At 46.9% G+C, this 26,022-nt stretch carries 30 protein-coding genes and 1 tRNA gene; 24 read left to right on the forward strand and 7 right to left on the reverse strand.

Features of this window, described 5'->3' with window-relative positions:
- Positions 1 to 46: 46 nt before the first annotated feature.
- Entirely contained in the window at positions 47 to 1,099 is a 1,053-nt protein-coding gene (phoE, locus tag ACERJC_RS00190) for a phosphoporin PhoE (RefSeq protein ID WP_152405772.1), read from the reverse strand.
- A gap of 288 nt (positions 1,100 to 1,387) precedes the next feature.
- Here phoE and proB point away from each other — a divergent pair, with 288 nt between their 5' ends.
- The 8 genes from proB to ACERJC_RS00230 all read left to right on the forward strand — a co-directional run bounded on the left by proB (position 1,388) and on the right by ACERJC_RS00230 (position 7,404).
- A complete protein-coding gene (proB, locus tag ACERJC_RS00195; RefSeq protein ID WP_152405771.1) occupies positions 1,388 to 2,491 on the forward strand; it encodes a glutamate 5-kinase in 1,104 nt (367 codons plus the stop codon).
- A gap of 11 nt (positions 2,492 to 2,502) precedes the next feature.
- Entirely contained in the window at positions 2,503 to 3,756 is a 1,254-nt protein-coding gene (proA, locus tag ACERJC_RS00200; protein ID WP_178826868.1) for a glutamate-5-semialdehyde dehydrogenase, read from the forward strand.
- A 114-nt stretch (positions 3,757 to 3,870) separates the two neighbouring features.
- Positions 3,871 to 3,946 (forward strand) — tRNA-Thr (locus ACERJC_RS00205).
- A gap of 164 nt (positions 3,947 to 4,110) precedes the next feature.
- On the forward strand, positions 4,111 to 5,283 hold the full coding sequence (locus ACERJC_RS00210; protein ID WP_373670760.1) for a tyrosine-type recombinase/integrase: 1,173 nt from the start codon (positions 4,111 to 4,113) through the stop codon (positions 5,281 to 5,283).
- Between the two features lie 183 nt (positions 5,284 to 5,466).
- Positions 5,467 to 5,838, forward strand: a complete 372-nt coding sequence (locus tag ACERJC_RS00215) for a hypothetical protein (protein WP_373670761.1) — start codon at positions 5,467 to 5,469, stop codon at positions 5,836 to 5,838.
- Between the two features lie 18 nt (positions 5,839 to 5,856).
- The gene (locus tag ACERJC_RS00220; RefSeq protein ID WP_373670762.1) at positions 5,857 to 6,324 is read left to right on the forward strand and encodes a hypothetical protein; all 468 of its coding nucleotides are present in this window, start codon (positions 5,857 to 5,859) and stop codon (positions 6,322 to 6,324) included.
- 209 nt (positions 6,325 to 6,533) lie between these two features.
- Complete coding sequence (locus ACERJC_RS00225) at positions 6,534 to 6,731, forward strand: helix-turn-helix transcriptional regulator (RefSeq protein ID WP_373670763.1); 198 nt, start codon at positions 6,534 to 6,536, stop codon at positions 6,729 to 6,731.
- A 103-nt stretch (positions 6,732 to 6,834) separates the two neighbouring features.
- A complete protein-coding gene (locus ACERJC_RS00230) occupies positions 6,835 to 7,404 on the forward strand; it encodes a BRO-N domain-containing protein (protein ID WP_373670764.1) in 570 nt (189 codons plus the stop codon).
- 141 nt (positions 7,405 to 7,545) lie between these two features.
- On the opposite strand, the gene ACERJC_RS00235 is transcribed toward ACERJC_RS00230, so the two are convergent.
- Complete coding sequence (locus tag ACERJC_RS00235; RefSeq protein ID WP_373670765.1) at positions 7,546 to 7,731, reverse strand: YlcI/YnfO family protein; 186 nt, start codon at positions 7,729 to 7,731, stop codon at positions 7,546 to 7,548.
- A gap of 114 nt (positions 7,732 to 7,845) precedes the next feature.
- On the opposite strand from ACERJC_RS00235, the gene ACERJC_RS00240 reads away from it, so the two are divergent.
- The 4 genes from ACERJC_RS00240 to ACERJC_RS00255 are packed head-to-tail and all read left to right on the forward strand — an operon-like array spanning position 7,846 to position 10,822.
- A complete protein-coding gene (locus tag ACERJC_RS00240) occupies positions 7,846 to 8,193 on the forward strand; it encodes a hypothetical protein (RefSeq protein WP_373670766.1) in 348 nt (115 codons plus the stop codon).
- On the forward strand, positions 8,180 to 8,368 hold the full coding sequence (locus ACERJC_RS00245; RefSeq protein ID WP_373670767.1) for a hypothetical protein: 189 nt from the start codon (positions 8,180 to 8,182) through the stop codon (positions 8,366 to 8,368). The genes ACERJC_RS00240 and ACERJC_RS00245 overlap by 14 nt, the downstream gene beginning before the upstream one ends.
- A 4-nt stretch (positions 8,369 to 8,372) precedes the next feature.
- The gene (locus ACERJC_RS00250; protein WP_373670768.1) at positions 8,373 to 8,687 is read left to right on the forward strand and encodes a DUF4222 domain-containing protein; all 315 of its coding nucleotides are present in this window, start codon (positions 8,373 to 8,375) and stop codon (positions 8,685 to 8,687) included.
- Positions 8,684 to 10,822: a DUF927 domain-containing protein gene (locus ACERJC_RS00255; RefSeq protein ID WP_373670769.1), complete on the forward strand. Its 2,139-nt coding sequence runs from the start codon at positions 8,684 to 8,686 to the stop codon at positions 10,820 to 10,822. The genes ACERJC_RS00250 and ACERJC_RS00255 overlap by 4 nt, the downstream gene beginning before the upstream one ends.
- A gap of 313 nt (positions 10,823 to 11,135) precedes the next feature.
- On the opposite strand, the gene ACERJC_RS00260 is transcribed toward ACERJC_RS00255, so the two are convergent.
- Positions 11,136 to 11,717, reverse strand: coding sequence for a hypothetical protein (locus tag ACERJC_RS00260; RefSeq protein WP_373670770.1), 582 nt, complete (start codon positions 11,715 to 11,717; stop codon positions 11,136 to 11,138).
- A gap of 282 nt (positions 11,718 to 11,999) precedes the next feature.
- Here ACERJC_RS00260 and ACERJC_RS00265 point away from each other — a divergent pair, with 282 nt between their 5' ends.
- The 4 genes from ACERJC_RS00265 to ACERJC_RS00280 all read left to right on the forward strand — a co-directional run bounded on the left by ACERJC_RS00265 (position 12,000) and on the right by ACERJC_RS00280 (position 15,085).
- Positions 12,000 to 12,185, forward strand: coding sequence for a hypothetical protein (locus ACERJC_RS00265; RefSeq protein WP_373670771.1), 186 nt, complete (start codon positions 12,000 to 12,002; stop codon positions 12,183 to 12,185).
- A 54-nt stretch (positions 12,186 to 12,239) separates the two neighbouring features.
- A complete protein-coding gene (locus ACERJC_RS00270; RefSeq protein ID WP_373670772.1) occupies positions 12,240 to 13,382 on the forward strand; it encodes a hypothetical protein in 1,143 nt (380 codons plus the stop codon).
- A 75-nt stretch (positions 13,383 to 13,457) separates the two neighbouring features.
- Entirely contained in the window at positions 13,458 to 14,438 is a 981-nt protein-coding gene (locus ACERJC_RS00275) for a hypothetical protein (RefSeq protein ID WP_373670773.1), read from the forward strand.
- A gap of 59 nt (positions 14,439 to 14,497) precedes the next feature.
- Positions 14,498 to 15,085 carry a helix-turn-helix transcriptional regulator gene (locus tag ACERJC_RS00280; RefSeq protein ID WP_373670774.1) on the forward strand — a complete coding sequence of 196 codons (588 nt, stop codon included), beginning with the start codon at positions 14,498 to 14,500 and terminating at the stop codon, positions 15,083 to 15,085.
- Between the two features lie 736 nt (positions 15,086 to 15,821).
- Here ACERJC_RS00280 and ACERJC_RS00285 read toward each other — a convergent pair.
- The 4 genes from ACERJC_RS00285 to ACERJC_RS00300 form a co-directional block, all read right to left on the reverse strand.
- Complete coding sequence (locus ACERJC_RS00285) at positions 15,822 to 16,091, reverse strand: hypothetical protein (RefSeq protein ID WP_373670775.1); 270 nt, start codon at positions 16,089 to 16,091, stop codon at positions 15,822 to 15,824.
- A 331-nt stretch (positions 16,092 to 16,422) separates the two neighbouring features.
- A complete protein-coding gene (locus ACERJC_RS00290; RefSeq protein ID WP_373670776.1) occupies positions 16,423 to 16,986 on the reverse strand; it encodes a hypothetical protein in 564 nt (187 codons plus the stop codon).
- Between the two features lie 291 nt (positions 16,987 to 17,277).
- Positions 17,278 to 18,693, reverse strand: a complete 1,416-nt coding sequence (locus ACERJC_RS00295) for a hypothetical protein (RefSeq protein WP_373670777.1) — start codon at positions 18,691 to 18,693, stop codon at positions 17,278 to 17,280.
- 68 nt (positions 18,694 to 18,761) lie between these two features.
- The gene (locus ACERJC_RS00300; RefSeq protein WP_373670778.1) at positions 18,762 to 19,226 is read right to left on the reverse strand and encodes a hypothetical protein; all 465 of its coding nucleotides are present in this window, start codon (positions 19,224 to 19,226) and stop codon (positions 18,762 to 18,764) included.
- Positions 19,227 to 20,094: 868 nt separating this feature from the next.
- Here ACERJC_RS00300 and ACERJC_RS00305 point away from each other — a divergent pair.
- The 8 genes from ACERJC_RS00305 to ACERJC_RS00340 are packed head-to-tail and all read left to right on the forward strand — an operon-like array spanning position 20,095 to position 26,000.
- Complete coding sequence (locus ACERJC_RS00305) at positions 20,095 to 20,850, forward strand: GntR family transcriptional regulator (RefSeq protein WP_235922399.1); 756 nt, start codon at positions 20,095 to 20,097, stop codon at positions 20,848 to 20,850.
- Positions 20,847 to 21,284, forward strand: coding sequence for a PTS sugar transporter subunit IIA (locus ACERJC_RS00310; protein ID WP_373670779.1), 438 nt, complete (start codon positions 20,847 to 20,849; stop codon positions 21,282 to 21,284). Before ACERJC_RS00305 ends, ACERJC_RS00310 begins: the two co-directional genes overlap by 4 nt.
- Before the next feature lie 3 nt (positions 21,285 to 21,287).
- Positions 21,288 to 22,070, forward strand: coding sequence for a PTS mannose/fructose/sorbose/N-acetylgalactosamine transporter subunit IIC (locus ACERJC_RS00315; RefSeq protein WP_152405750.1), 783 nt, complete (start codon positions 21,288 to 21,290; stop codon positions 22,068 to 22,070).
- Positions 22,063 to 22,842, forward strand: coding sequence for a PTS system mannose/fructose/sorbose family transporter subunit IID (locus ACERJC_RS00320; RefSeq protein WP_373670780.1), 780 nt, complete (start codon positions 22,063 to 22,065; stop codon positions 22,840 to 22,842). Before ACERJC_RS00315 ends, ACERJC_RS00320 begins: the two co-directional genes overlap by 8 nt.
- A gap of 27 nt (positions 22,843 to 22,869) precedes the next feature.
- Complete coding sequence (locus tag ACERJC_RS00325; RefSeq protein ID WP_046475985.1) at positions 22,870 to 23,361, forward strand: PTS sugar transporter subunit IIB; 492 nt, start codon at positions 22,870 to 22,872, stop codon at positions 23,359 to 23,361.
- Between the two features lie 3 nt (positions 23,362 to 23,364).
- Complete coding sequence (locus ACERJC_RS00330; protein ID WP_152405748.1) at positions 23,365 to 24,069, forward strand: sugar isomerase domain-containing protein; 705 nt, start codon at positions 23,365 to 23,367, stop codon at positions 24,067 to 24,069.
- Between the two features lie 9 nt (positions 24,070 to 24,078).
- A complete protein-coding gene (locus ACERJC_RS00335; RefSeq protein ID WP_373670781.1) occupies positions 24,079 to 25,245 on the forward strand; it encodes a glycoside hydrolase family 88 protein in 1,167 nt (388 codons plus the stop codon).
- Entirely contained in the window at positions 25,242 to 26,000 is a 759-nt protein-coding gene (locus ACERJC_RS00340) for an SIS domain-containing protein (protein WP_152405746.1), read from the forward strand. The genes ACERJC_RS00335 and ACERJC_RS00340 overlap by 4 nt, the downstream gene beginning before the upstream one ends.
- Positions 26,001 to 26,022: the final 22 nt, after the last annotated feature.

Consider the following 26,022-nt stretch of genomic DNA (forward strand, 5'->3'; position numbering starts at 1 on the left):
GACCGGATACGACGCCAGAGCATCGTCATCCGATACCTTCACGGAATCAGAACTGATACGTCATACCCAGCGCCACGATGTCATCGCTGTTGACGCCCAGTTTGTTGTTGTCATCAATCTGGTTGATTTTATAATCAACAAACGCCGACATATTTTTGTTGAAATAATAGGTCGCGCCGACGTCGATATATTTCACGATATCTTCATCACCGACACCTTCAATATCTTTGCCTTTCGATTGAACATAACCGATGGACGGACGCAGGCCAAAATCAAACTGATACTGGGCAACGGCTTCGAAGTTTTGCGCTTTGTTGGCAAAACCACCGGAGATAGGCGCCATGTTGCGGGTTTCAGAATAGATGGTTGCCAGATAGATGTCGTTGCCATCGTATTTCAGACCGGTCGCCCAACCTTCAGCATTCTGGCCATGGCCGCGTGTTTGCAGGTTTTGCTCATTAGTACGGTCAGAGTTGGCGTAGGCACCAATGACAGCGAAATCACTGCCGCCGAAGTCATAGCTCAATGAGGTCCCGAACCCGTCACCGTTCTGTTTCTTCACGTCACGGTTTTCGTTTTTACCCTGATATTGCAGGGTCATGTTCAGACCGTCGATCATGCCGAAGAAGTCGGTGTTACGGTATGTCGCCAGGCCACTGGCGCGTTTGGTCATAAAGTTATCGGTCTGCGCCAGGCCGTCACCACCAAATTCCGGGAACATATCGGTCCAGGCGGCAACGTCATACAGCGCGCCCAGGTTACGACCATAATCAAAAGAACCGATATCTTTCAGTTTAACCCCGGCAAACGCCAGACGCGTTTTCTGACCGGTTTCGCTCTCGGTTTTGTTGCCCGCAAATTCCGCTTCCCAGCGACCGTAGCCGGTCAGTTGATCGTTAATCTGCGTTTCGCCTTTAAAACCAAAGCGGACATAAGTCTGGTCGCCGTCTTTGTCATCATTATCGCTGAAATAGTGCATCGCTTTGACTTTGCCATACACATCCAGTTTATTACCGTCTTTGTTAAACACTTCCGCTGCCTGCACGGATGCCGATGCCACAATACCCATCACCACTAATGCCAGAGTGCTCTTTTTCATTTTCAGTCCTGATTTAAAGTACGCGCTAATATTTACTGGGTGTGATCCCTGTTGAAAGACAGGAGGGTTTTTATCGCTCTGGGGTGAAGTTTTTATGACAAAGTAAGAATAATTTTAAAAAAGGATGTTTTTCTGTTTCGGTAATACAAACGTCAAAAACTACCGCTACGCTTGCTGATCCAGCACAACAAAATTCCATGCTTTGTGCGCTGCTTGTTGGCAACCGGGGCCAGTCCTGCTAAAACGTTCGTTTACTATCATTTTCCCTATTTTGAACGGCAGAGAATCATGAGTGACAGCCAGACGCTGGTGGTAAAACTCGGCACCAGTGTACTAACGGGCGGATCGCGCCGCCTTAACCGTGCCCACATCGTAGAACTTGTTCGTCAGTGCGCGCAGCTGCATGCCGCAGGACATCGTATTGTTATCGTCACGTCGGGCGCTATCGCTGCCGGGCGTGAACACCTGGGATACCCGGAACTGCCTGCGACCATTGCCACCAAGCAACTGCTGGCTGCGGTTGGGCAGAGCCGACTGATTCAACTGTGGGAACAGCTGTTTTCGATTTACGGCATTCACGTCGGGCAGATGCTGCTGACGCGGGCGGATATGGAAGACCGGGAACGCTTTTTGAATGCGCGCGACACTCTGCGTGCGCTGCTGGATAACAATATTGTTCCGGTAATCAATGAGAACGATGCGGTTGCCACGGCGGAAATTAAAGTGGGGGATAACGACAATCTCTCCGCGCTGGCGGCGATCCTCGCCGGCGCAGACAAACTGCTGCTGTTAACCGACCAACAGGGGCTGTTCACCGCCGATCCGCGTACCGATCCGCAGGCTGAGCTGATTAAAGATGTCTACGGGATTGATGACGCGCTGCGCGCTATTGCCGGCGACAGCGTGTCGGGGCTGGGAACGGGCGGTATGGGTACCAAGCTGCAAGCCGCTGACGTCGCCTGTCGCGCCGGTATCGACACCATCATTGCCGCTGGCAGCAAGCCGGGCGTGATTGGTGACGTGATGGAAGGCATCTCTGTCGGGACCCGCTTCCACGCGCAGGCTTCTCCGCTGGAGAACCGCAAGCGCTGGATCTTCGGCGCGCCGCCTGCCGGTGAAATCACCGTGGACGAAGGGGCGACGGCGGCTATTCTGGAACGCGGCAGCTCCCTGTTGCCAAAAGGCATTAAAAGCGTGACAGGCAACTTCTCACGTGGTGAAGTGATCCGTATCTGTAACCAGGAAGGGCGCGACATCGCCCACGGCGTGAGCCGCTACAACAGCGACGCGCTGCGCCGAATTGCCGGACACCACTCCCAACAGATCGACGCGATTCTGGGTTATGAATATGGCCCTGTTGCCGTCCATCGCGATGACATGATTACCCGTTAAGGAGCAGATAAATGCTGGAAAAAATGGGCATTGCTGCCAAAGCGGCGTCGTACAAACTGGCGCTGCTCTCCAGCCGCGAAAAAAATCGCGTACTGGAAAAAATAGCTGATGAGCTTGAAGCACAAACGGAAACTATCCTGAACGCGAATGCGCAGGACGTAACCGAAGCGCGCGCGAACGGTCTGAGTGAGGCGATGCTCGATCGCCTGGCGCTAACGCCTGCGCGGCTGAAAGCAATTGCTGATGATGTCCGTCAGGTCTGTAATCTGGCGGATCCGGTCGGTCAGGTGATTGACGGGGGACTGCTGGACAGCGGGCTGCGTCTGGAGCGTCGCCGCGTGCCGCTGGGCGTGATTGGCGTCATTTATGAAGCGAGACCGAATGTCACTGTTGATGTCGCCTCCCTGTGCCTGAAAACGGGTAATGCGGCAATTCTGCGCGGTGGTAAAGAGACATACCGCACCAATGCGGCCACCGTACGCGTGATCCAGCAGGCGTTAACCTCCTGCGGTTTGCCGGAAGCGGCGGTTCAGGCAATTGAAAGCCCCGACCGTGCGCTGGTGAATGAGATGCTGCGCATGGATAAATACATCGACATGCTGATTCCTCGTGGTGGTGCGGGTCTGCATAAGTTGTGCCGCGAGCAGTCGACCATTCCGGTGATTACCGGCGGGATTGGCGTTTGCCACATCGTTGTCGACGATAGCGCAGAGATTGCTCCGGCGTTGAAGATTATCGTCAATGCGAAAACGCAACGTCCGAGTACCTGTAACACGGTAGAGACGCTGTTGGTACATCAGGACATCGCTGCGCGTTTCCTGCCCGCACTGAGTCAGCAGATGGCTGAGAGCGGCGTGACGCTACATGCGGATGAGCGCTCGTTTGCCACGTTGAGCGCGGGGCCAGCAAACGTGGTGGCGGTTAAAGCGGAAGAATTTGACGACGAGTTCTTGTCGCTGGATTTGAACGTCAAAATTGTCGCTGACCTGGATGACGCCATCGCGCATATTCGCGCGCACGGCACCCAGCACTCCGACGCCATCCTGACGCGCACCATGCACAACGCGAACCGTTTTGTGAATGAAGTGGATTCGTCTGCGGTGTACGTGAATGCCTCCACGCGCTTCACTGACGGTGGTCAGTTCGGTCTCGGGGCGGAAGTCGCCGTCAGCACGCAAAAATTACATGCCCGTGGTCCAATGGGACTGGAAGCGCTGACCACCTACAAGTGGATCGGCTTTGGCGACGACACGATTCGTGCCTAATTAACGCCGGGTGATGCAAAATCAGCCACTTGATTCGCAAGGCTATTGACGCATCACTCGGTTAGTTTTAACCTTCTACCCCGTGTTCACACTCGTGGGCATGTCCTCATCAGGGCCGATATAGCTCAGTTGGTAGAGCAGCGCATTCGTAATGCGAAGGTCGTAGGTTCGACTCCTATTATCGGCACCATTCAAGCATCTCTCAACGTCTACTCAAGTCCTCAAGAACCCTTTATACTCTAGGTTTAAGCCCTTCCTCATTATTTTGAGGTCTAGCGAAGTACCCCTTAATCTACATCATTTTGGGGGTATATCCGGGGGTATATGCTGTTCGGTCTAAAGGAGATACCCCCAATGAAGCTAAACGCTCGACAGGTAGAGACCGCTAAGCCCAAGGACAAGCCGTACAAGATGGCTGATGGCGGTGGGCTTTATCTGCTTGTTAACCCCAATGGTGCTCGCTACTGGCGCTTAAAATACCGTGTTGATGGCAAAGAGAAGCTCCTGGCTTTAGGAGTTTACCCTGCAGTTACCCTTGCTGATGCTCGATTAAAACGAGATGAAGCTAAAAGGGGGATCGCTGGGGGTATCGATCCGGGGGTATCTAAGCGAGAAGAAAAAATCACTCGGGCTCTGGCTGTAAAAAACACATTTAAAGAAATAGCTCTGGAATGGCATGAAAGTAGGCTTAAGAAATGGTCTGCTGGATATGCCTCTGACATCCTCGAAGCTTTCAATAAAGATATTTTTCCTTTTATTGGCGAAAGAGCTATTTCAGAAATTAAACCTCTGGAACTCTTGCAGGTTTTGAGGAGGATGGAGGCCAGGGGAGCAACAGAGAAAGCCAAAAAAGTGCGCCAACGCTGCGGTGAAGTTTTTCGCTATGCCATAGTTACGGGGCGTGCTGAGTATAACCCCGCCCCTGACCTGAGCATTGCTATGCAAGGCCACCAGTCCAAGCACCACCCCTTTTTAACTGCTGCAGAACTGCCAACTTTCTTCGAAGCTCTATCTCAGTATTCAGGTAGTGAGCTGGTGGTACTAGCCGCGCATTTGTTAATACTGACAGGAGTTAGAACTGGTGAGCTTCGTGCAGCCAGATGGGAAGAATTCGATCTCGACGGGGGTACTTGGGAAATACCTGCAGAACGAATGAAAATGCGCCGTCCGCATATTGTTCCATTGTCAAAACAAGCTATCACAGTGCTCTCTCGTACCCATGAACTGACTGGCTGCTATCCTTTGGTCTTCCCTGGACGTAATGATCCCCGTAAGACAATGAGTGAAGCCAGTATCAATCAAGTATTCAAGCGCATTGGTTATCAGGGCAAAGTTACTGGTCATGGTTTTCGCCATACCATGAGTACGATCCTGCACGAACAAGGTTTCAACACAGCATGGATAGAAACGCAGCTGGCGCACATTGATAAGAACGCTATTCGAGGCACTTACAACCATGCTCAGTACCTTGATGGGCGTAGAGAAATGCTCCAATGGTATGCCGAGTATTTGCAAAAAATAAAATAAAAAGCTTACAACGTTAGGGGAAATCTTTTCCCTTTATGGGTGGATACATAGACAGTGCTTTTGTTCGGCAGTAGACTTTAGTAGACGAACAAAGATTAGGCTGTGTCTAGGTTGATCCCCGAAAACCCGTTCACCTCTACGGGCTGGCACAGTCACCACAGCATAGAGGGCGCGAGGTGGCGCATGATTGATATAGCCGAAGCATTGCAAGCTCGTAAAAACGAGTTCATCAGTTTGAGAGAACTAATTACCCGTATCCATTTACACCAACCACATGTGAGCCTTAATGATATTGCTGAATATATTTATTTTGAAAACAGCAATCGAGAACTTGGTGAGTGGGTCCAAAAGGGTATTGCTGGCTCTATTGAAACCACTTACGTTGATGATGAATCTTATGAGGAAACTGATACGTCTTTGGAATCACTACTTCAGGTTGTCAGAACTGAAGGGAAAATGCCTGAAGTTTCGCCACCACGATTAGAATATCCACTGCCATCACTTCAAACGCCCTTGGAGCCACCAATGGATTTTGATGATGATATTCCATTCTAATTTTGAGGAGCACAGATAATGGCAGGTTGGGGAATAAATAATGGCGATCATTGGTCAGCTGAAAAATTTGATAATTATGGCTTTCGCCGTTCAGACTTGAAATCATTTGCAGATAAAATTGGTGTAAATCTAGAAATCCCTTTAGAGGACATCATTGCTAACCCTACAGGGAATGTAAATGAAAATCCTTCTCAAGAAGATATTAATCATCTAAAAAGTAAAATCGCTAGTCTCGAGAAACACATAGAAAAACTTACAAGTGAAAGACCTAAATCTCTTGGTCTATATCGGGCAGATGATCCGCTACTACTTGCTATTGAAATTCGAAATCGCGAATGGGCTTCATATGATCCAGATAATGACCGTATGACTAGGGGTAATCAGGCTGCAATCAAACAAGAGTTAGAGCAAAGAGGCTTCACTAGTCGTCAGGCTGAATCTATTGAACTTGTTGCATGTCCTATCATCAGGGGAAGACAGACATAGCCCTATGGTAAAATCTTAGGGTTAGGCTTCATCCTGAGGGTAAATATGGCCTTACCCTAATAGTGAAATGCTTGTTTATTGTTCGTATGAAGCCCTAACCCTTAGGGTAATTTTTGTCACTTCACCCTCAAGCCTGAGGGTATGAAAAATCCCCTGAAATTCATGTCATTCTTTATCTCGTAAACCGTACTAGACGCCACGAGGTAAATATGTCTCAATCACTTATTCGCTTATCTGAAGTTCAACGCCGTACCGGCTATAGTAAAGCCTGGATCTACCGTCTCATGGCAGATAAACGTTTCCCTACATCCATCAAAATAGGCTCTCGTGCAATTGCCTTTATTGAAAGTGAAGTTGATGAATGGATAAACCAGCGCATAGAAGCATCGCGTAAAGGGGCATCATGACAAATCGGGTGTGTGTGGATTTGTTGCGTGCTGTTGCGCTCGTGAATCATCAATATAACGTTGTTACGGCAGCTCACTAAAACTTTCGATATAGGCAAAAGCCATGAATAAAAGTAATGCCCATTTTGGGCAGGGCTTCACTCACTCTGCAAAAAGCAAAGACGATATTTCAATCATCAAATTTGAGGACGTAAAAGTCCGTATTGCGAAGAACGGCGGTGAACCGTGGTTTGTAGCGGTTGACGTGTGTGCCGCACTGGAATTGACCAATTCGCGTATGTCGTTGCAGATGCTCGATGCTGATGAAAAGGGGGTAAGTTTAATTTACACCCCTGGTGGTAATCAGATGATGAACATCGTTTCTGAGTCAGGCTTTTACAAGCTGATAGCCCGCAGCCGCAAGGCAAGTACTCCAAATACCTTCGCCCACCGTTTCAGCAATTGGGTATTTCGTGAGGTAATACCTTCCATCCGTAAAACGGGCTCTTATGGTGTGCCCTTCGCGTTCCTGAACGATTTCAGTATGCGTATGGCGGCATATCAGCAGGAGGCCAGTAAACGCGGGTACAAATTGCAGCGTTGCAAAGAGGTAAAACAGGCGCTTGAAAGCGAAGAGGCCGAGCTGTGGCGCAAGTATCAGCCTGATTTTCTGGAGGGGGCGAGCGATGCGTAATTCCATCACTCTACAAAATAGCCGTATGCCGTTGGTGGAGTATCAAGGGCAAAGAGTGGTCATGTTCTCTATGGAGGATGAGGCCCACCAGCCAAATAAAAAGGGCGAGGTTCGTGGCCTCGCCCTTGGGTACCAAGCGGATCAATCTTCTGACGTATCTGCTTTCTTACGGCGCTGTCTGCGCTTAATTTCGCCTTTAGCCGCAGCCACAAGAAACCCAGCGGTACTTTCGCCAGTTTCTTTAAGATGTTCGATTTCCTCCATGACTTCATGGGGGATTCGAACCGTCGTCATTTGCGACTTTGCATTCTTCGCACCTGTTGCCATTACTGGAACTCCTTTAAGCAGGTGTATTTCAGTATACGCAAGAAAATTAGCAAAAAAAACTTGAGGTGTATTTCACTTAAGGTTATTTTTAATGCCCAAGGTGACATACACCTAATGAAAGCGAAGCCCGCAGGTGCTACCAACACCTACGGGCCTCTAACCACAACGTTATCTGAGGTAACATCATGGCTTCTGTACATGATACCGAATCAAGAATTGCTTTTACATCGTTATCCGCTTGCCAGCAGGGTGGGTGCGATCATGACTAACCTGCCGCACGATTACTATGTAAGCCTCCTGAAAATACTGCTGAAAAAGAGCACTCCCGCCGAAAAATATTCCATTGCTTTAATGCTGGAGCGTGAAGCGATGCACATCGCAGGGGTTAATCACGCCGTATTCGATGCAAAAGCTGATCTGGTGGCAAAAGTGACCACAGGAGGTCGTCATGCTTGCAACTAAATATGTCCAGGCTGAGAAATTCAGCGGTCGTGTGCTGGTGACCTTCGAGAATGGCGAAATCATCCGTGAACAGGTGGTCCGTCAAAACGAGCACCTGGCAACCCTTGAGGGATTTATTGAAACCGCGCGTCTGGCTGGTTTTACCGTTATTCCCCCTGCTGACGTAAGCGAGTAATACCATGATGAAAAATAAAACCGGATTAATTTCCGGGGGCAAAACTCAGCCCGAAATCAGGCCGGGAGATATCTGGAAAGACAGCCACGGCTCTGTGATTACTGTTTCAGAGTGTGCACATAACCGGGTGATTTATTATCGGGATGGGTATGACTCTCCCTGTATCTGTTCCCCGGACAGATTGCGCCGTGAATTTGTGCTTGTTACCAAAGCGCCACCAGCAGACAGCAGTGATTTTGACCGAATTATGAATGTGACCGGCTCTGAGCGTATCCGGGTTATGTGGGAAATTATCCAGGAACGGGGAAAGCAAAAATGAAAAACGCGCCGAATTTAAAACATTTACCGAAAGATAAATTTATTGAGGCGGTCATTTTTGCGGGGAGCGATGCTTATTCCCACGCTAAAGGCTGGGAAGAGGGGATGGGTAAGCAAATTGCTGAAGACTCCACGCCACCGATTTACCTTGGTTCAAAACAACTGGCAGGGCTGGCGAATCTGCGCATTATTGACCACGGTAGACGTGCGGCTCGCGTTTATGTGGCTGGAGCGATTGAACCGGTTCTGATTAATGCCATTGCTGAAAAACTGGCGCTGTCCGGGGTACAGGATGCGAAATTATACAAGGGTATTCCCGACCAGCAGCCGGAAGATTGGCACGATTACTTAACCAGGCTGCGAAAGGAGGCCGAAAACGGCGAAACGCTGGTGGGTGAGTACCGCAAGGCTGGCGGGAAACACTTACCTGCTGATGAGCTGGCCCCTCGCGTAGAAGCCCGCGCGGATGGTCTGTACTGGGTAACGCCGAAAATTGATAAACAGTCCGGGGAGGTGACCCGTCCGGGTCAGTGGCTGTGTGGTCTGGTGGATGTAGTGGGAATTGGCTCGGATGGGAACGAGCGCTTCCTGATTCTGCGCTGGCTGGCACACGGTGCATCAAGGGAAACCACACAAGCCATTCCCCTTGCTGATATCGGAGAACGCGAAGGCTGGCGACAGCTTAAGGCTGGCGGGGTGAATGTGACCACTAAAACAGGATTACGCGCAATTCTGGCTGACTGGCTGCAATGCTCAGGAAACAGTGAGGTCTGGCAGGTCACACATTCGACAGGCTGGCAGTGCGGTGCATACATCATGCCGGATGGCGAAATCATCGGGACACCTGCTTCCCCGGTTTTGTTCAACGGGAAAAGCTCTGCGGCAGCGGGGTATACGGTTAAAGGCACGGCTCAGGACTGGCGAGAAAGCATCGGGCGGCTGGCAGCAGGTAACTACTCCATGATGACGGGGATAGCCGCCGCACTTGCAGCACCACTTATCGGGCTGGTGGAGGCTGACGGGTTCGGCCTCCACTTCTACGAACAATCCAGCGCGGGTAAAACCACTACCGCCAATGTTGCCACCAGTTTGTATGGCAATCCTGACCAGCTACGCCTGACGTGGTACGGCACGGCGCTGGGGCTGGCAAACGAAGCCGCCGCACACAATGACGCGCTGATGCCACTGGATGAGATTGGACAGGGGGCAGACCCGGTAGAGGTCTATAAATCGGCCTATGCGCTGTTTAACGGCACGGGCAAGCTACAGGGGGCGAAAGAGGGCGGTAACCGTGAACTGAAGCGCTGGCGCACGGTGGCAATCAGTACGGGTGAGGTGGATTTAGAAACCTTTATCGCCGGGGCGGGGCGTAAAGCCAAAGCGGGGCAACTGGTGCGCCTTCTGAATATCCCGCTCAGTAAGGCCATTCACTTTCAGGAATACCAGAACGGGAAGCAGCACGCCGATGCTCTAAAGGATGCCTGGCAGCACCAGCACGGCGCAGCAGGGCGTGAATGGGTTAAATGGTTGGCTGACCACCAGCAGGAAGCGAAAGACGCTGTGAGGGCGGCAGAGGCACGCTGGCGCGGTCTTATTCCTGCCGACTATGGGGAACAGGTTCACCGTGTAGGGGCGCGGTTTGCGATCCTTGAGGCGGCGCTGGTGCTGGGGGAAGTGATAACCGGATGGGATACGCAGACCAGCCGTGACGCGATACAGCACAGCTTTAATGCCTGGGTACGTGAGTTCGGTACCGGAAATAAGGAGCATCAGCAGGTCATTGAACAGTGTGAGGCCTTTCTTAACGCCTATGGCATGAGTCGTTTCGCTCCGCTCGATTATGATCCGCGCGATCTGCCGATTCATGAGCTCTACGGATACAGAGACAAGGGGGTAGATTTTAATGAACCGGTACTGTTTTATGTCCTGCCGACACCTTTTAAAAATGAGGTGGCCAAGGGCTTCAATAAGGATACGGTCGCGAGAATTCTCAGTGAGTCGGGGATGCTGAAAAAGCCAGGGCACGGCAAAGGCTGGCAGGTTAAAACGCCGCGGTTAAAGCATCTGAATAATGCTCAGCCATGGACTTATGTTTTGCTGTTTGCCCCTGAACTGACAGAAGAAAAAACGCAGTAACGATGTGACTTTTAGTTGCCTCAGTTGCCTCATAGCTAGTTAGATTTTCTATCTAATTAATATATATGGTTTTTTACAAAGATTATTGAGGCAACTCTGAGGCAATTACTACCTTGTTTGAGGCAAATACTGCGTGTTTTGAGGCAACTTACAAACTGAGGCAACCGGATTTCAGCGCGAGTTGCCTCAAATCACCCCTGAGTTGCCTCACATTTTGAAATTAAATCCCTAAAATACATATGGTTGTAATTTCTGAGGCAATGAGGCAATGAGGCAACTGAGGCAACCACTTTTTGTATCTCTATAATGATTTTTATCCAGCGGTAATCAACAACCACTGCAGGAGCAGAAGTGTCAAATAGACCGCTGAGGTAAAGCCAAGCAAAAGCAAAAAAGCCAATGTTCGCTTCACCAAAGGACTGAAATCGCGATAGTGAACGAGGTTAATTTCACGGGCTATCGATTCCTTGGATCTTATAGCAAGGATGTCAGGCAAATCTCCGTTGATAGAAAGAGCTTCGAACATTACAGAGTCCTTTGGAGCAAGGCTTTCAAATTCAATGATGTATCTTCCATCAGCCTCTTTGAATTCTGTAAACTTCCTAACCGGCCATATATTCAGATATCTCGGTTGATAGTTGAAAATCACCTCAATTTTTGTTGCGACTTCTCGACCTTCATTTAACAACGTGACCGAACGTGTGTGTACAAGTTGCTGGTGGCGAATAACTTCACCTTCTGGATTCCTTAAAGGTTCAGGAACGAGAAAAGTAAAGTTGTGCAACTCGCCGTATGCAAGCCTGACGCGAGCCTTGAAGTAAGTATTTAAGGTCCACGTGAGTAACGCCACTACTACTGAAAATATCTCTTTGCCATAGAGTTTCAAAAATTCCATTTGACGCCTTCGCTATATCAGTCATGAACACCTGACAGATAAGTCGGCACTTCAACAATGCCAATCGACTTAAATTCCTGCCCTTCAAGGCTATGAGGTTAGCACGAAACTTTCCTGCTTAGTGTTGTGGTGTTTTTTCCGTTCTTCTTCTGATCGGTAGCTTAGGTACACATCTTATTTAAGGGATTATCGATCACGAGAACGGCGGCAATTAACTTCCGGAAAGTGACATGTCACGGGCCATAAATGGCGGGATGAATTACAACCCCATGCAGTACCTCAGTGGCTATGGCGCTCCTGTTGTTTCATCCACCAGCAACCATTCAGGGGGGGGCCATCAACCAGACCAATCATTACAACAGAACCGCTGGTGGCGTGGATGCGGACGGGCTGGTGAGGCGTATCAAGCAGGAACAGTCGGAAGACATTCATCAGCCATTGAATATGACCAAGACTGACAAATTCTAATACGTCTAACTTCCTGATAGGATTAATCCGAATACTTTCAACTGGGATAGGGATATGAAGAAAACTTTGATTGCAACATTAGTGGGTATAACGATGTTAACCGGGTGTGGGCCACAAGAGTTAACCCCGGAACAAAAACAGGAAGTTGCGGCTCTTAAGACTGAGCTATCACAGACTGAGGGCGAAATCTCAGCAGCGAAAGAAGTTGATCAACAATTTTCTGGTGGGCTCATCAAGAATTTAACCACCGCAAGACTGGAAGTTTTGGGAACGAATAGGGCTCTTTTGGAACAGCGTATAAATGCTATTGAGTCCGGTGCCAAAATTGATGTAGTAGTCTCTGGTACCAAGCCAGACCCTGAACTTGCGGCCTCCATTAAAACAGAGATCGATAATCTGACTGCAAAAATCAACGAAGCTAAAGCAGATGCCAGCCAGTACACTGGCGGTTTGATACAGGTACTCAAACTATCAGCCGTTGCCACTGAAGAACAAAGCATGGCTATGCTGCAGCAAAAATATCTAACCGCTAAGTATGGTCTCGCTGAAGTTAAGCTGGCACCAATTCAGGACAGTGCAGCAACCGCCAGTGACAAGAAGGAAGCAAAGGCTAAAACTACACAAGAACAACCCCCTCTGTTGCCACCCGCTGAAGGCCCGTTCGGTCTTGAGGCTGGTCTGACACAGAAAAATATCGAAGATATGATCGGGGCAAAGCTAAAACCACTACCGGACAGCGTGAATCTCTATACTTCCGATAAACTACCAAAGCAAAACGCGGATTTTGAAATGTATGGTTTGTTGATCTCGCCTAAAGCTGGCTTATGTCAAATTAGGGCTGTCGGTAAAAACATTGATACCGATAGCTATGGGCTTGCCTTGAAATCCCGGTTTGAAGATTTAAGTAGCTCGTTAAGCTCACTTTATGGAAAGGCCGAGACCACAGACCTTTTACTGGCTGGTTCAATCTGGAAAGAGCCTCAGGACTGGATGATGGGGCTAAATAAAAAAGAGCGCTTCCTATCCGCCACCTGGAAAGGCACAAAAGAAACGCCGCTAAAAAATAATATTGGCGCTATTTCTATCGAAGCCAGAGCGAACAGTTCTGCACAGGGATATGTTTACCTACAGTATACATTTACAAATGATGATGTTTGTCAGGCTGAGATTGAGGGAGCGAAAAAGAGCTCTCTGTAACTAATCATGCAAAAGCCTCATGAATTGGGGCTTTACTGATGTTGATATAAATATATTGTGTCTAACGGGAGAGATATGAATTCACGTGATGAAGCTGGTTCGTTTGGTTTACCTGAAGGAGAGAAAGGTGAAATCATCACCATGATAGATTTTGGTGAGTTTATGGAGGTTTACACAGAACAATCCACATATAAACTCATGACTCCAGATAGTATTGATCCTAAGAGAGAACATCAAAACGTACCCTGGGTGTATACTAAAATTTCTGACTTTGGAGCATCTAATCCCTTAGTTGCTAATACTGTAATTATGGTTAACGAGTTTTTAAGGCAACTTTACTCCAATGAGGATAGTAATCGCATTCAAATTATTAGTAAGGCGAGAGATATAAAAAATGTTTTGTTGAATTACTTGCTCTCTCTGCAGTCTTTGATAGATAATTCGAATGCTGAAATCAAAAAGTTTATTGAAAATGAAAATGTCATGAATGGTAAGGCTCATGCATACTTCCCTCAGCTAAAAGGTCTAGATGGATATGCAACGGATTTTTTAATTTCAGCCAAACGATGCATTCAGGAAGTTTCTGTGATGGTGAATTTTTTCTTACCATTAAAGAGCAAGCATGGGCGAATTGATAGGTTGTTACAGGATGTAAAGACAAATCATCAGGATGCGACAATGCTAATCAATGTTCTAAAAGAACACTTGCCGATGTGCGTACATATATATAACCTTAGGAATGCACAGGAACACGCCGCTACAACTGATGCGCCGTTGATAGTCAATAATTTTAGTTTTGAAAATGGAAATGAAATAAATCCTCCCAAATGGGGGGTGAAAGAACAGGGATTTAAGTGTGTTCATGAAGAAGCAAATGAAATACTTTGGTTCCTGATTACATTTTTTGAAGAGGTATTTTTGTCATGTGTGTCGTTGGTCTTTCCAAGATTCCCAAAATATGAAATAGTTTTTAATGAAAACCCAGTGGAAAAGAACCCCGTGCGCTACAGACTCCATTTATCACTTCCAGATGAATTTATTAATAAAGAGCAGTAAAACGCATCTTTAAGCAACTAATAATGTAGTGGGGGTAGGCTAACTTTTATGGAGTGTATATGTTGTTAACTAAAGCAGCTTATGCCCGTCACTGTGGTGTGAGCCGCCAGACTGTCTATGACTGGGTAGCCAAGGGTGAAGTAGTGATGTCCGGTAGCAAGATTGACGTTGAAGCTACTGAACAAATGCAGTACGGAAACGAACATTCTGAGAGGACTGAGGGCAAGGAATATCTGGTCCTGTCTGCTTCACAGGTAATTGAATGGATTCATACCAATCAGGATAAATTCCCTGCGGCGCAAAGCCAGGAAGAAGCGAAACAGCTGCTGGAAGCCGCCACCCAGCTAATTTCATATGATATTGAGTACCTATGCGATGAAGACGGAGAAGAGGTTGTCAGGCTTTATCACGAACCCGACGATTGCGAGCACTATTTCCATGGATTCCACCAGTTGGGCAATGCTTTAGCCTTCATACAAGATTTTATCCTGGCCGATTGCCTGAGGATGAAATTACGCGGGAAAGGAGACCATATTGATCCGGAGTGGGACCGTTGGTCTGTGAAGGGGCTTAAGGCATTGTGCACGCCTCCTGAAACAGATGAAGCTCGTTTAAAGCGCTTCCACGAATACATGGGTGAGGATTAAAATCAGTGTTAAAATGTACGCTGCAAGCCATTGCCCAGGGGGAAAGGCTTTAACTCTGAGCCGCCTCAATCAAAACGCCCATCCAAAGTGTAAACCTACTCTCCCACTCTTGCTATCGCGGCCTCCAGGCAAAAGACGAGCCAAAAATATATAGAAATATTAAGGTCTGCAGCGCTCCCCACCAGAAAAGTGTCAAGCTGGCATGCTAAGAAATGCTAAGGTTTTTTTGCGCAAAAATGGAAAGTGTAAACCGACCTGCAAATCACTCGGACCCAGTGTTTAAGCGGTTCTCAGCTAATTTTTGCCTTTGAATGACCAGCTATTTTGCGCAAAAGTGTCAGCCTTTGATGCTTAGAAATGCCAGGGTTTTTCGCGCAAATGGTGGAAAGTGTAAACCAGTCCGCAGGCTTTGTGTTTACTGGGTTTTCGCCGTTCTAAGCTACGAGTAATGTCAGAAAACCCCATATAAAAACTGCGCACTTCCTAAGATTTCCTAAGGTATTTGCGCAAAAAACTGGAAAGTGTAAACCCCTGCGAAAGCACCGCCATTCATGGCTTCATAGGTTTTTTAGCTGTTCAAGATGTACAGAAAGGATAAGGTCAAAATGCGCAAAAGGTCAAAAGTGTAAAGTCGGCATGTTAAGTTTTGTTAAGGTCCGCACTGGTAAAAAGGTCATAAGTGTAAAGTGGCCAGGGAAATCACATCCACTTTACACTTTAGGATTTTCTTCTAGCTTTACGGTGTGACTTCCCATCCATGCATTTGGAGGATTTCACGATGATTTTTCCCCGGAAGTTCTTCAAGCATCAAATCATCGAATACAACCTCATACTGATTCTGTGCGAAGTTGCAGATGACCTGATCTATGACCAGAAGGTCATGCCACATTGTGTCCTGAACGAACATGCCAGGGCATGGGATCAAGTCAGTGTCGTATTCTTTGAAAAGAATTCCTATGATGTTGTCGTCTGTGGTAACGATGTTACGATGAGCTCGCACTTTCATTTTTCTATCCCTAAGTTGAAACCATCCAATTGATGGCGCGTCTTCAGTTTTCCCTATCCTGTCTAACAGTATCCTCAACAGAATTTGTTTTATGTACTTGGCTGAACGGAAGGTCGCTAAGTTGTGACTCAGAACATCCTTAATGACAGTTGATTCAAACGGTGACGATAAGTATATGGTTAAACCAAATGCCTTACACAGATGTTGATAAGAATCTGTTAGCCAAAATCAATATTAGACCAATCCCCTTTTCCGATTAACTTCCAGATATAAGGGGCAGTGGTGGTTAATGAACATCATTATAGATGGTTTTTTGGATATTACTACGTTGTCAGATTTTAATTATACTCCCTGCGATAAGAGTGGCTAAAATGCCTAAAAAAGCAAGGCAAAGGGTCATTGCTTGGAATGTGGTTTTTAAACAAAATTTTTTGATTGCTCTTCTATTTCTTATATCTTTCAATTGAAGCCATAACCTGAATGAGTATAATCTCTTTCTTTTTGCGCTGGGTGACATTGTGGCTTCACAATATCTAAGATATGTTTTGAATATTTTTTTTATTTCCTTATCTGTGATCTTCGTTGGTTCATTATAATTTTTTATTAAAATATCTTTTTCATTTACACTATGACTTTGTGATAAATAGGGGGCTATAAAAACAGCTACTGCACCAGTAATGTCTTGAGAAAACCAGAGTGTTGAGGATCTTTCTAGGATTATTTCACTCTTATTTTCACTATTGACGTGAAAGATATTAGTAATACGGTTGCCTGTATTTATTTGTATCTGATTAAGAGAGTTCAGTTTATATATGTAAGGGTTTTCGCTGAATGGGGGGTAATCTTGGTTGCAGGAAATATAGAAATTACCAAATAACTCGGTGTTTTTTCTCATGCCAAGGCCAAGTTCATTAAAAATGGTATATATTTTACGATGCAGATCTAGCCATGAGACCCTACGAATATAAATATTTCTCTCTTCTTTTATTATACGAAGTTGCGACTTTATGATTGTTTTTTCATTGCAAATGATTACTTTTACTTGGTGTGTAATATTGAGTTTTAGGGGAGAGTTTAGGAACTCTAAACATAAAATTTTTACCCATTGAACTCTGCTTTTTATTATATGTGCTATATATTGGTGCCTTTTTACTACCTCTGATTTCGAAGCTGTATGTGGTGATTCTTACATTGGTTGCTTCCAATCACTAGTATAATAACGGAATCGAGGGTTCTCGGTTTTTGCTCCAGAATAAACTTGCCCCTTGCTTATACTAAACTCAGAGGTCAATCTATCTCTAAATCCGCCTAATCGTTCTATACAAGTTAATTCATTAGTTATATCTTTGAATACTGTAGAAAAAGCTTTATGCTGTCTGGATTTTATGAAGTCTGGTGTACTTATAGCAAATTCTTTGTCAGGTAGGCTTGGAATTCCAGCTAACCCAATGATGCTGTTGAAAGTTTTTATCAGAAAACTACCTTGAATACCCTGATTTGATGGAACGCCATAAAATCGTTTAATGTCACCAGTGATCTTATCAAGATCCCTCATTAAGCTTGTTACCTTTTTATTACCTGCAGATAGACCAGATTCATTGTACGCAACATCTATTGTGCGAATTATTTCTCGGCATGTTTTGAAATGGTCATTGCTCTTTATTTCCAACGCCGTTTTTATAACATCTTTGATATTTCCGGTTTCATTTGATAGCCATGCTGAAAATATAGGTAAATCTAAAGAGACAGTAGATGTTCGTCCATGATCAACAATCTCAGACCTAGTGACATTGATTTTTTCAGATAGTGATTTTATTATCCTAGCAGTATAGTCATGACCAAAAGCACCCGTCTTATTCATCCAATGCAATTGATAAGCATGTCTAATAGGATGGATGAATGAGTCTGCATGGAAATGTTTAGCCACAATGCTATAATAAATTGTTTTATAAGCCATCCAGTTTAATGCTGCTATGAAATTTTCTAATGCAGGTGTCATTCCACCTTTGCCACGGGATGGTTTTTCTCTTTCTTTTATAAATTCATCTTCGGTAAAAACATAGCCTGATGAGCTAACTAGCTTGGCATCAGATGACCAATAGCCTTTTGTTTCATGAACATCGGATAGTTCACTAAAGATTGATGCGCTTAGGTCAGTATATTTTTCATATTCTGGAGTGTTAGGTTGTCCTAACATTTTCATTGTTAAATAATATGCACTGGATCTAAGATCCCAAGTACATACCATATTAAGCTTCAACATGTCTATTAGCTTCCCGAAGTCATTATCAACAAACTCTCCACCTTTTATTTCTGGTTTGATTTGTTGAGCTTCAGTTTTAGCAATCATGTCTAACTTACTTAAATCATAGTCACTTTCTGTTAAGAAGTTGATAAAGTCGAACTTTTCTTTTCGCGCTTCGCGAAAGTCATCTTTATAATTATCTATGCATATTAGATTATCGTAAAAAAGAATAGCTTGAATTGTGTTTTCAAATGCAACCAAATCACCGTTAATAGTATCTGTGTTATTAATAGTAATATCACCAAGGGTTCTTTCAACTGCGGTTAGAGATGCATTGTCAATTAAGGCATAAGACATTGGTATCCTCCTAATTATCAATCTATTGTGTAATGCTTTTTTACAAGTTGAATAACAATAAACATTATTTAAATTTTCCGTCCTTCAGTATGGCATTTGTAAGATATTCCTCCATGCTCTCCTATCAACCAGTCTATCCCCTGCCCAGTAAGTCGATTGATCGTTACATTCGACACTAGCCCCCAAGTTTTTTTATCCCTAGAACCTTCAATTTTGTATTCAATTTTCTTATCATTAATTGTCGGTCGAACTACTCGAAACCATGTGTCGTCACGTCCTTGGGGTATCCCATTGATATCGACTATCACTGCCTCTGTGAACCAGTTGGTGCTCTGCCCATTACCTACGCATTTATTTCCGGCATCTACACGAAGATTGAAGCAAAGTTTATCTTTAGAAAGATATGGAGAGGGCCAAATACCTGTTGCTGAGCGGTCATTGGCATCCAAAGGCTCACATACAATTAAAGAAGGTTCGGATGCTATCGCTTGGAGACTTGCTAGCAGAGTGAATACAAATATTTTGTTTTTCATTCGTGGGCTTTCCTTGTCATAATTAGACCGAAGTTTAGGAGCTATCCCTAGATTGAGTCTGAGTATATCCTTAAAAACATGACCGAAAAACGAGCAAATCGAACTTACAGAAAAAAAAAATGGGGGTACATTTGGGGGTATTTAAAAAATATTAAAAATAAAAAAGCATTTAAAATCAATATGTTAATTTGTTGTATTTTGCTCCTATTATCGCACCATCAAATCAAGCAGTTAATCTCTGGTTTACCTATTGTCACACCAAGAGAATGTTCCCATGTAACTGCTGATGTAAGTAAGTTTCCTCAACAAAGATCAACTTACTCCTCTGCCAAAATCCCCGGATAGAGCTTCGTCCACGATACTGCATCAAGTTGCAGGTTTAGTTGTCCATTTTCTCCAGGCTCGCTTTTTCACCACAGTGCATGGCCAGGTGCATATTTTACTGCATCATTGACGGCTTTCATCCGTATTTTGTGCAAAACAGGTGTCACAGAGCAGCAATAACGCCATACAGATTAACTTTTTCATGCTTATCCCTGTTACGTTTTTGGTCCAGTAACCGTGGCGGATAAAGGAGTGGTGAGTTCACACAACCCAAACGGGGCCATTTGCTGGACTTATCGTACTGCCTGACAGCATAAAAATGGAGCATGGGCCTGGTTAAAATAACGCGCTGTTTTATAGATGCGTGCCACAGGTTGAGACGATTCTCAGGGAAGGTACAAGGCGCTGTGTTTTGAAACGCAGCGCTGAATTGCGAAGTCCATCACAATCCTGAACACAACTTAACAGGTTAACCGGTTAAGTTGCTTTGAGCAGTTGATCGCGTAATCAGGTGCAGGTATCGTAAGCCTACGAAATAAAATTAATGACAACAGAAACTGGCCAAACGATGAAAGCAACAGTACAGTCAGCGAAATATCAGGTGATAAAGTCGGCATTGTTAGATGAAATCAGGAATGGCGTTTTTAAACCTGGCGAGAAATTCTATAGCGAATCAGAATTAAAAGAACGCTACTCTGTCAGTTCTGCCACTGTAATTCGTGCTATTCACGAAATGGTCAATGAAGGTTATTTAATTCGCTACCAGGGTAAAGGAACTTTTGTTTCAAAAGCCAAGCGCAATGAGACGATTATTTTCTCAGAATCAGATAATGATTTAAAAGGGATACAGTCGGTGAAAGTCATTGACTGTGTTCTGGAAGATGACCCAAGCATTAAAGAAAAACTCGGATTGGGCCAGGAAGAAAGATATTACCGTATTGCCCGGTTGAAATTTGACAGTAACATACCTTATGCGTTGCAAATTTCCCATATTCCGGCCCGCTATTTTTCCAGTAAGTTGACAGTGAAAAATTCGGCACTCAGTTCTATCTATGAGGCCTTTAAGGTTAACAATGGTCTTGATATGTATACGATGCCCTATCGACAGACGATCTGCGCTCCGAGTGTGGCCGCGCCAGAGGTGCTGGAGGCTCTTAAGCTTGGAACTCATCAGCCCGTTATCTTGATGAAGCGCTTTACCTTTGATGAGCAAGGTCTGGTCATTGAATATATTGAAACCTGGAAACGACTCGAGTCATTTTATATTGAAATAAGAACGCCAGATAAGGGAGCAGGATGAATCAACTATTATTAATCTCTCATGGGAGATTCGCCAGCGGTGCCAGACAAGCCACTGAATTGATTCTCGGAGTGCAGCCTAACCTCCATGTTGTTGAGTTAGAGGGTGAGAAAGGGATAACGATATTTAAACAGGAACTTTTCGATAAAATAGCCTCGCTCAACGCAATAGACTCAAAAATTATTATTCTCTCTGATTTAAAAAGTGGCTCACCGTATAATTCGGCGATGGAAATTATTGTCCTTAACGACCTCTGGGATAACGTTACGCTATTGTCAGGAATGAATTTAAATTTAATTCTTGAAATAGCAATGACCATCGATGAACAACATAATTCAGCCTCGCTGAATGAAATAATAACCACGGCGCGTGATGGTATTTACCATTTACAGCAAGCGGCGCTTACCGCGCCAACAGACGATGGAGACGAGTAAAAAATGGAGCATATTGCAGTCTGGCAGATAGCGTTACTGACGCTCTATTCAGGGCTGGCGATTTACGATGGCAATAACACCACGCTAGGGTTAGTCAAACCAAGCATGGCCGGTTTTTTTGCCGGGCTCATTATGGGCGATATGACCACAGGTCTTATCGTCGGCGGCACCCTGAATCTGCTGGTACTGGGCGTCGGTAACTTCGGCGGCGCATCCATCCCGGACTACATGACCGGCGCGGTGCTGGGTACCACTTTCGCCATCATTAGCGGCCAGGGGGCGGCGTTTGGTGCCACCATCGCGGTGCCAATTGGCCTCTTAATGGTGCAGTTGGATATTCTCGCCCGCTTCACCAACACCTTTATTCACCATAAGGCAGATGCGCTGATTGAGGCAGGGCAGGTGAAGGCGGCGGCAAGAATGAACCTGCTGGGCCAGGTGCCGATTTCGCTGTCTCGTATGTTGCCGGTGCTGCTGGCGCTGATCCTCGGGGCCACCTTCGTTAATGACGTGGTGACCTGGATCCCGGAATCCATTATGAACGGTCTGAAAGTGGCTGGCGGAGTACTGCCTGCACTGGGGATCGCCATCCTGCTGCGTTATTTACCGATTAAAAAGAACATCTCTTTCCTGATTCTGGGCTTCTTTTTGGCGGCCTATCTGAAAGTGCCGGTATTGGGTGCCGCGCTACTGGGTCTGGCGATTGCGCTCTATGTCTTCAATTCAGAAAAGCAGGCTGCGCAACCTACCGAATCCCCTGCAAATGGAGCAATGGGTGATGAATAAAGTCTTAAAACGCGTGTTCTGGCGCTGGTTCTTGTTCGGTCAGTCTGGCTGGAACTACGAAAAAATGCAGGGCCTGGGCTATCTGTATAGCATCTACCCGTTCCTTGAGAAGAAGTATACAAAGCCTGAAGATCAGAAAGAGGCCGCCAGGGTACATAGCCAGTTCTTTAATACCAATAACACCATGGCGCCGGGGATCCTCGGGGTGAATATCGCGCTGGAAGAACAGACCGGGCTCGCGGGTAAAGATGCGGTTGCCGGGATTAAAACTGGCCTGATGGGGCCGCTGGCGGGCATCGGCGACACGCTGTTCTTTGTCATTCCGACCACGATCATTGGCTCTGTGGCCTCTTACCTCGCGCTGCAAGGCAATCCGGTAGGACTTATCCTCTGGCTGCTGTTTTCTCTGGTCCGCATGCTGTTTATGCGCTTTAGCATCAGCAAAGGGTATCAGGAAGGGGTAAACCTGCTGGGGTCGCTGACCAACAGCCTCAACAAAATTACCCGCGCCGCTAATATTCTTGGGCTGACGGTCATCGGGGCGTTGATTCCCGCGGTAGTGAAGGCAAATCTCAATTTCGAATTCAGCTATGGCGAGGTGTCGCTCAAGCTACAGGATATTGCCAACCAGATTATGCCGGGGCTTATCCCCCTACTGGTCGTGGCATTCACCTACTGGCTGCTGGGGCTAAAAAAGATGAACTCAACGCGGGTCATTTTTGTGCTGATCGCGTTAGGCATCGTTGGCTACAACCTGAATATTCTCGGTTAAGTAACACATTGATTTAAGGAAGTTATTATGAAAGGCATTGTTCACATCCGCGTCGATGACCGACTGATTCACGGCCAGGTGGCTACCCGTTGGGTAAGCCATTTCAACGCCAACCGCATTATGGTGATCGACGATGCCGTGGCCGCGAATGACGTTGAGAAAATGCTGCTTCGTAGCGCCGCGCCGGAAGGCTGTAACACCTCCATTCTTTCTTTTGAGAAAGCCAGCGCAAATATCCTCGCCGGTAACTATGACGGCCAGCGTGTGCTGGTATTGCTGAAAACACCAGAGCTGGCGCTAAAGCTGGTGAACTGTGGCATCGCGGTCACCCAACTCAACATCGGTAATATGTCGAACAAAGACGATCGCCGACAGATTAAGCGCTCGGTCAGCGTCAATGATGTTGAGATTGCCGCCATCAATACCCTGTTGGCAAAAGGTGTGGCGGTTACGGCGCAGATGACGCCGGAAGAGTCGAATACCAGTATCACCGAGTTTTTAAAAGCTGATAAGGGATAAGGAATGTCGCCACATCAGCAGCAGTATTATCAGCACGTGTTAGCGACTCTGGACCAGGTATTTCAGACCCAGAGTACCGCTATTGAGGAGGCCGCGGCGTTATTTGCTGGGTGCGTCAAAGCCAATGGCATTATTCACGGTTTTGGCTCCGGCCACTCGTTTGCCGCTGCAGTCGAACTTGCCGGTCGCGCTGGCGGTCTGGTTAACACCAAAGCTATCGACCAGTTCTATGGCCCAACCGGCTGGTTCGATTCGCTTAAGGGGATTGGCGATGTTTTCTCCGGGTTACTGGATCTGCGTGAGTCAGACTGCTTTGTGATTATCTCCAACTCCGGCACCAAGCCGCTGCACGTTGAACTGGCGCGCAAGGTGAAAGAGCAGGGACTGAAGCTGGTGGTTATCACCAGCAACAACGGTGAATCGCCGTCAACCCGCGAAAGCATTCGTGACTTTGCCGATGTTGTGCTCGATAACGCCTGCCCGGCGGGTGACTGCACGCTGAGCATGAATAACGACAATATTATGACTGGTCCGGTGTCATCGCTATCTGCGGCCTTCATCATTAATAACGTGGTGATCCGCTGCATCGAAATACTGCTGGAGCAGGGCATTGCACCGCCGGTGATGCGCAGCATCAATCTGCCGGGCGGCAAAGAATACAACGATTCACTGATGCGCCAGTACAAAGAGCGCGTGTTTACGCTCTAGGAGGAAATCATGAAAGACACTCTATCGACGCGCAGCGCATCGCTATCCTTTCCTGCCCTTACTCTCGACGCCTGTCGCGACGAACTGATAGCGTGCGCGCATCGCATTACGCGCAATATCGCGGTATATGGCGAGAAGTTCCCCGCCGCCTGCACCCAGAATAACCGCTATGTGCTGAAAGAGAACAACGACTGGACCAACGGTTTCTGGACCGGAATGCAGGCTATCGCCTGGGAGTTCAGCGGTGAAACGGCGTATCTTGAGGGCGTTGAACGTAACGTGGCGAGTTTCAAGGCGCGTCTGGCGGCGCACCATGTTCTGGATCACCACGATATCGGCTTCCTCTACAGCCTGTCAGCGGTTGCCTACTGGAAGCTGACGACGCGCGACGAGTTAACACCGCTTATCCTGGCAGCCGCAGACCTGCTGGTGAACCGTTTTCACGATAGCGCGGGTTTTATTCAAGCCTGGGGGACGCTTAACGATCCGCAGGAGTATCGCCTTATCATCGATTCCCTGATTAATCTCCCCTTGCTGCACGTGGCGGCGCAGATCAGCGGTGAGTCACGTTACCGTGAGGTAGCGGAGCGCCACTATGCGGCGGTTATCAATAATATCTTTCGCGAAGACGGCTCCACCTTCCATACCTTCTATTTTGATCCGAAGAGCGGAGCCCCTTCGCACGGGAAAACCTTCCAGGGCTATAGCGATCACTCCTGCTGGGCGCGCGGTCAGGCGTGGGCAATCCTCGGGATCCCTCTTCACTGGTCAGCAACCGGAGAAACCGACCACTATGCGCTGTGGCAGCAGGCCTGCGACTACTTCTTCCGCCATCTACCCGAAGACGGCGTTCCCGCCTGGGATTTACTGCTCGCCGGGGATCCGGATGCGCCAAAAGACAGTTCGGCGCTGGCGATCGCCATCTGCGGCCTGCTGGAAGCGCACAAACACTTCCCGGATGCTGGCTACGAGAAACTGGCGCGTCAATTGTTACAGGCACTCATGACTGGTGCTTCTGCTCAGGGTGATGACGCCTGCGAAGGATTACTCAAACACGGTGTTTACGCGTATGCCCTCGGTAAAGGCATTGATGAATGTACTCTCTGGGGAGATTACTTTTATATGGAAGCGTTATACCGAATCTACCAACCGCAATGGTCAGGATACTGGTTATGACAATGATTGATAGTTATCTGGATATTGTCCAAAAAAAACTTAATAACATCGCCCAACAGCAAAGCCATAAAATCACCGTCGCCGCCGAAAAACTGGCAAAGGTAATTAACCAAGGCGGCGTGATTTATATTTTCGGGTGTGGTCACTCCCATATATTTGCTGAGGATGTATTTTATCGCGCCGGTGGTATTGCCCCCGTTCGCCCTATATTTATCGAGCCATTAATGTTGCATGAGGGCGCGGCGGCTTCATCGTATTATGAAAAACAGAATGACTATATTGCCGAGTATCTCGAAAAATATGACCTGACGGATAAAGACGCATTAATTATTATCTCTACGTCCGGGATTAATCCAGCCCCGGTAGATGCGGCGCTTTGGGCGAAACAGTGTGGTGCATTTACCCTGGCGCTGACCAGTTTCCTGTATGCTGAAACCCAGCCGTCGAAGCACAAAGCCGGCCTTAAACTGCGGGATTGCGTAGAGATGGCAATAGACAACGAGGTGCCGATTGGGGACGCGGTGCTGTCGATCCCCGGTCACGCAACACCGTTTGCGCCGGTGTCGTCAATGACTGGACTCTTTATTATGCACACCCTGTTTGCCGAAGTTATCGCGAACCTTGGGCGCGAAGAAAAATGTCTACCGGTATTTTTAAGCGGGAATATTGCTAACGCTGCTCAGCATAATGAAAGACTGCTGGAGAAATACGGCACACAAATTCCGGAACTCACGAATAATAATGATTTTAAATAAGTAGTACATCCCTCACCCTACA

It is taken from the genome of Citrobacter telavivensis (assembly GCF_041807075.1).
Classification (GTDB): Bacteria; Pseudomonadota; Gammaproteobacteria; order Enterobacterales; family Enterobacteriaceae; genus Citrobacter_A; species Citrobacter_A telavivensis.

Bases quoted from the DNA above. Each gene is read 5' to 3' on its own strand.
- proA (WP_178826868.1), top strand. From the start codon at position 2,503: ATGCTGGAAAAAATGGGCATTGCTGCCAAAGCGGCGTCGTACAAACTG.
- ACERJC_RS00335 (WP_373670781.1), top strand. From the start codon at position 24,079: ATGAAAGACACTCTATCGACGCGCAGCGCATCGCTATCCTTTCCTGCC.
- ACERJC_RS00310 (WP_373670779.1), top strand. From the start codon at position 20,847: ATGAATCAACTATTATTAATCTCTCATGGGAGATTCGCCAGCGGTGCC.
- ACERJC_RS00220 (WP_373670762.1), top strand. From the start codon at position 5,857: ATGGCAGGTTGGGGAATAAATAATGGCGATCATTGGTCAGCTGAAAAA.
- ACERJC_RS00320 (WP_373670780.1), top strand. From the start codon at position 22,063: ATGAATAAAGTCTTAAAACGCGTGTTCTGGCGCTGGTTCTTGTTCGGT.
- ACERJC_RS00300 (WP_373670778.1), bottom strand. From the start codon at position 19,226: ATGAAAAACAAAATATTTGTATTCACTCTGCTAGCAAGTCTCCAAGCG.
- ACERJC_RS00255 (WP_373670769.1), top strand. From the start codon at position 8,684: ATGAAAAACGCGCCGAATTTAAAACATTTACCGAAAGATAAATTTATT.
- ACERJC_RS00280 (WP_373670774.1), top strand. From the start codon at position 14,498: ATGTTGTTAACTAAAGCAGCTTATGCCCGTCACTGTGGTGTGAGCCGC.
- ACERJC_RS00250 (WP_373670768.1), top strand. From the start codon at position 8,373: ATGATGAAAAATAAAACCGGATTAATTTCCGGGGGCAAAACTCAGCCC.
- ACERJC_RS00315 (WP_152405750.1), top strand. From the start codon at position 21,288: ATGGAGCATATTGCAGTCTGGCAGATAGCGTTACTGACGCTCTATTCA.
- ACERJC_RS00330 (WP_152405748.1), top strand. From the start codon at position 23,365: ATGTCGCCACATCAGCAGCAGTATTATCAGCACGTGTTAGCGACTCTG.
- ACERJC_RS00240 (WP_373670766.1), top strand. From the start codon at position 7,846: ATGAAAGCGAAGCCCGCAGGTGCTACCAACACCTACGGGCCTCTAACC.
- phoE (WP_152405772.1), bottom strand. From the start codon at position 1,099: ATGAAAAAGAGCACTCTGGCATTAGTGGTGATGGGTATTGTGGCATCG.
- ACERJC_RS00225 (WP_373670763.1), top strand. From the start codon at position 6,534: ATGTCTCAATCACTTATTCGCTTATCTGAAGTTCAACGCCGTACCGGC.
- ACERJC_RS00235 (WP_373670765.1), bottom strand. From the start codon at position 7,731: ATGGCAACAGGTGCGAAGAATGCAAAGTCGCAAATGACGACGGTTCGA.
- ACERJC_RS00340 (WP_152405746.1), top strand. From the start codon at position 25,242: ATGACAATGATTGATAGTTATCTGGATATTGTCCAAAAAAAACTTAAT.
- ACERJC_RS00210 (WP_373670760.1), top strand. From the start codon at position 4,111: ATGAAGCTAAACGCTCGACAGGTAGAGACCGCTAAGCCCAAGGACAAG.
- ACERJC_RS00270 (WP_373670772.1), top strand. From the start codon at position 12,240: ATGAAGAAAACTTTGATTGCAACATTAGTGGGTATAACGATGTTAACC.
- ACERJC_RS00275 (WP_373670773.1), top strand. From the start codon at position 13,458: ATGAATTCACGTGATGAAGCTGGTTCGTTTGGTTTACCTGAAGGAGAG.
- ACERJC_RS00305 (WP_235922399.1), top strand. From the start codon at position 20,095: ATGACAACAGAAACTGGCCAAACGATGAAAGCAACAGTACAGTCAGCG.
- ACERJC_RS00290 (WP_373670776.1), bottom strand. From the start codon at position 16,986: ATGAGAAAAAACACCGAGTTATTTGGTAATTTCTATATTTCCTGCAAC.
- ACERJC_RS00325 (WP_046475985.1), top strand. From the start codon at position 22,870: ATGAAAGGCATTGTTCACATCCGCGTCGATGACCGACTGATTCACGGC.
- proB (WP_152405771.1), top strand. From the start codon at position 1,388: ATGAGTGACAGCCAGACGCTGGTGGTAAAACTCGGCACCAGTGTACTA.
- ACERJC_RS00245 (WP_373670767.1), top strand. From the start codon at position 8,180: ATGCTTGCAACTAAATATGTCCAGGCTGAGAAATTCAGCGGTCGTGTG.
- ACERJC_RS00215 (WP_373670761.1), top strand. From the start codon at position 5,467: ATGATTGATATAGCCGAAGCATTGCAAGCTCGTAAAAACGAGTTCATC.
- ACERJC_RS00295 (WP_373670777.1), bottom strand. From the start codon at position 18,693: ATGTCTTATGCCTTAATTGACAATGCATCTCTAACCGCAGTTGAAAGA.
- ACERJC_RS00230 (WP_373670764.1), top strand. From the start codon at position 6,835: ATGAATAAAAGTAATGCCCATTTTGGGCAGGGCTTCACTCACTCTGCA.
- ACERJC_RS00285 (WP_373670775.1), bottom strand. From the start codon at position 16,091: ATGAAAGTGCGAGCTCATCGTAACATCGTTACCACAGACGACAACATC.
- ACERJC_RS00260 (WP_373670770.1), bottom strand. From the start codon at position 11,717: ATGGAATTTTTGAAACTCTATGGCAAAGAGATATTTTCAGTAGTAGTG.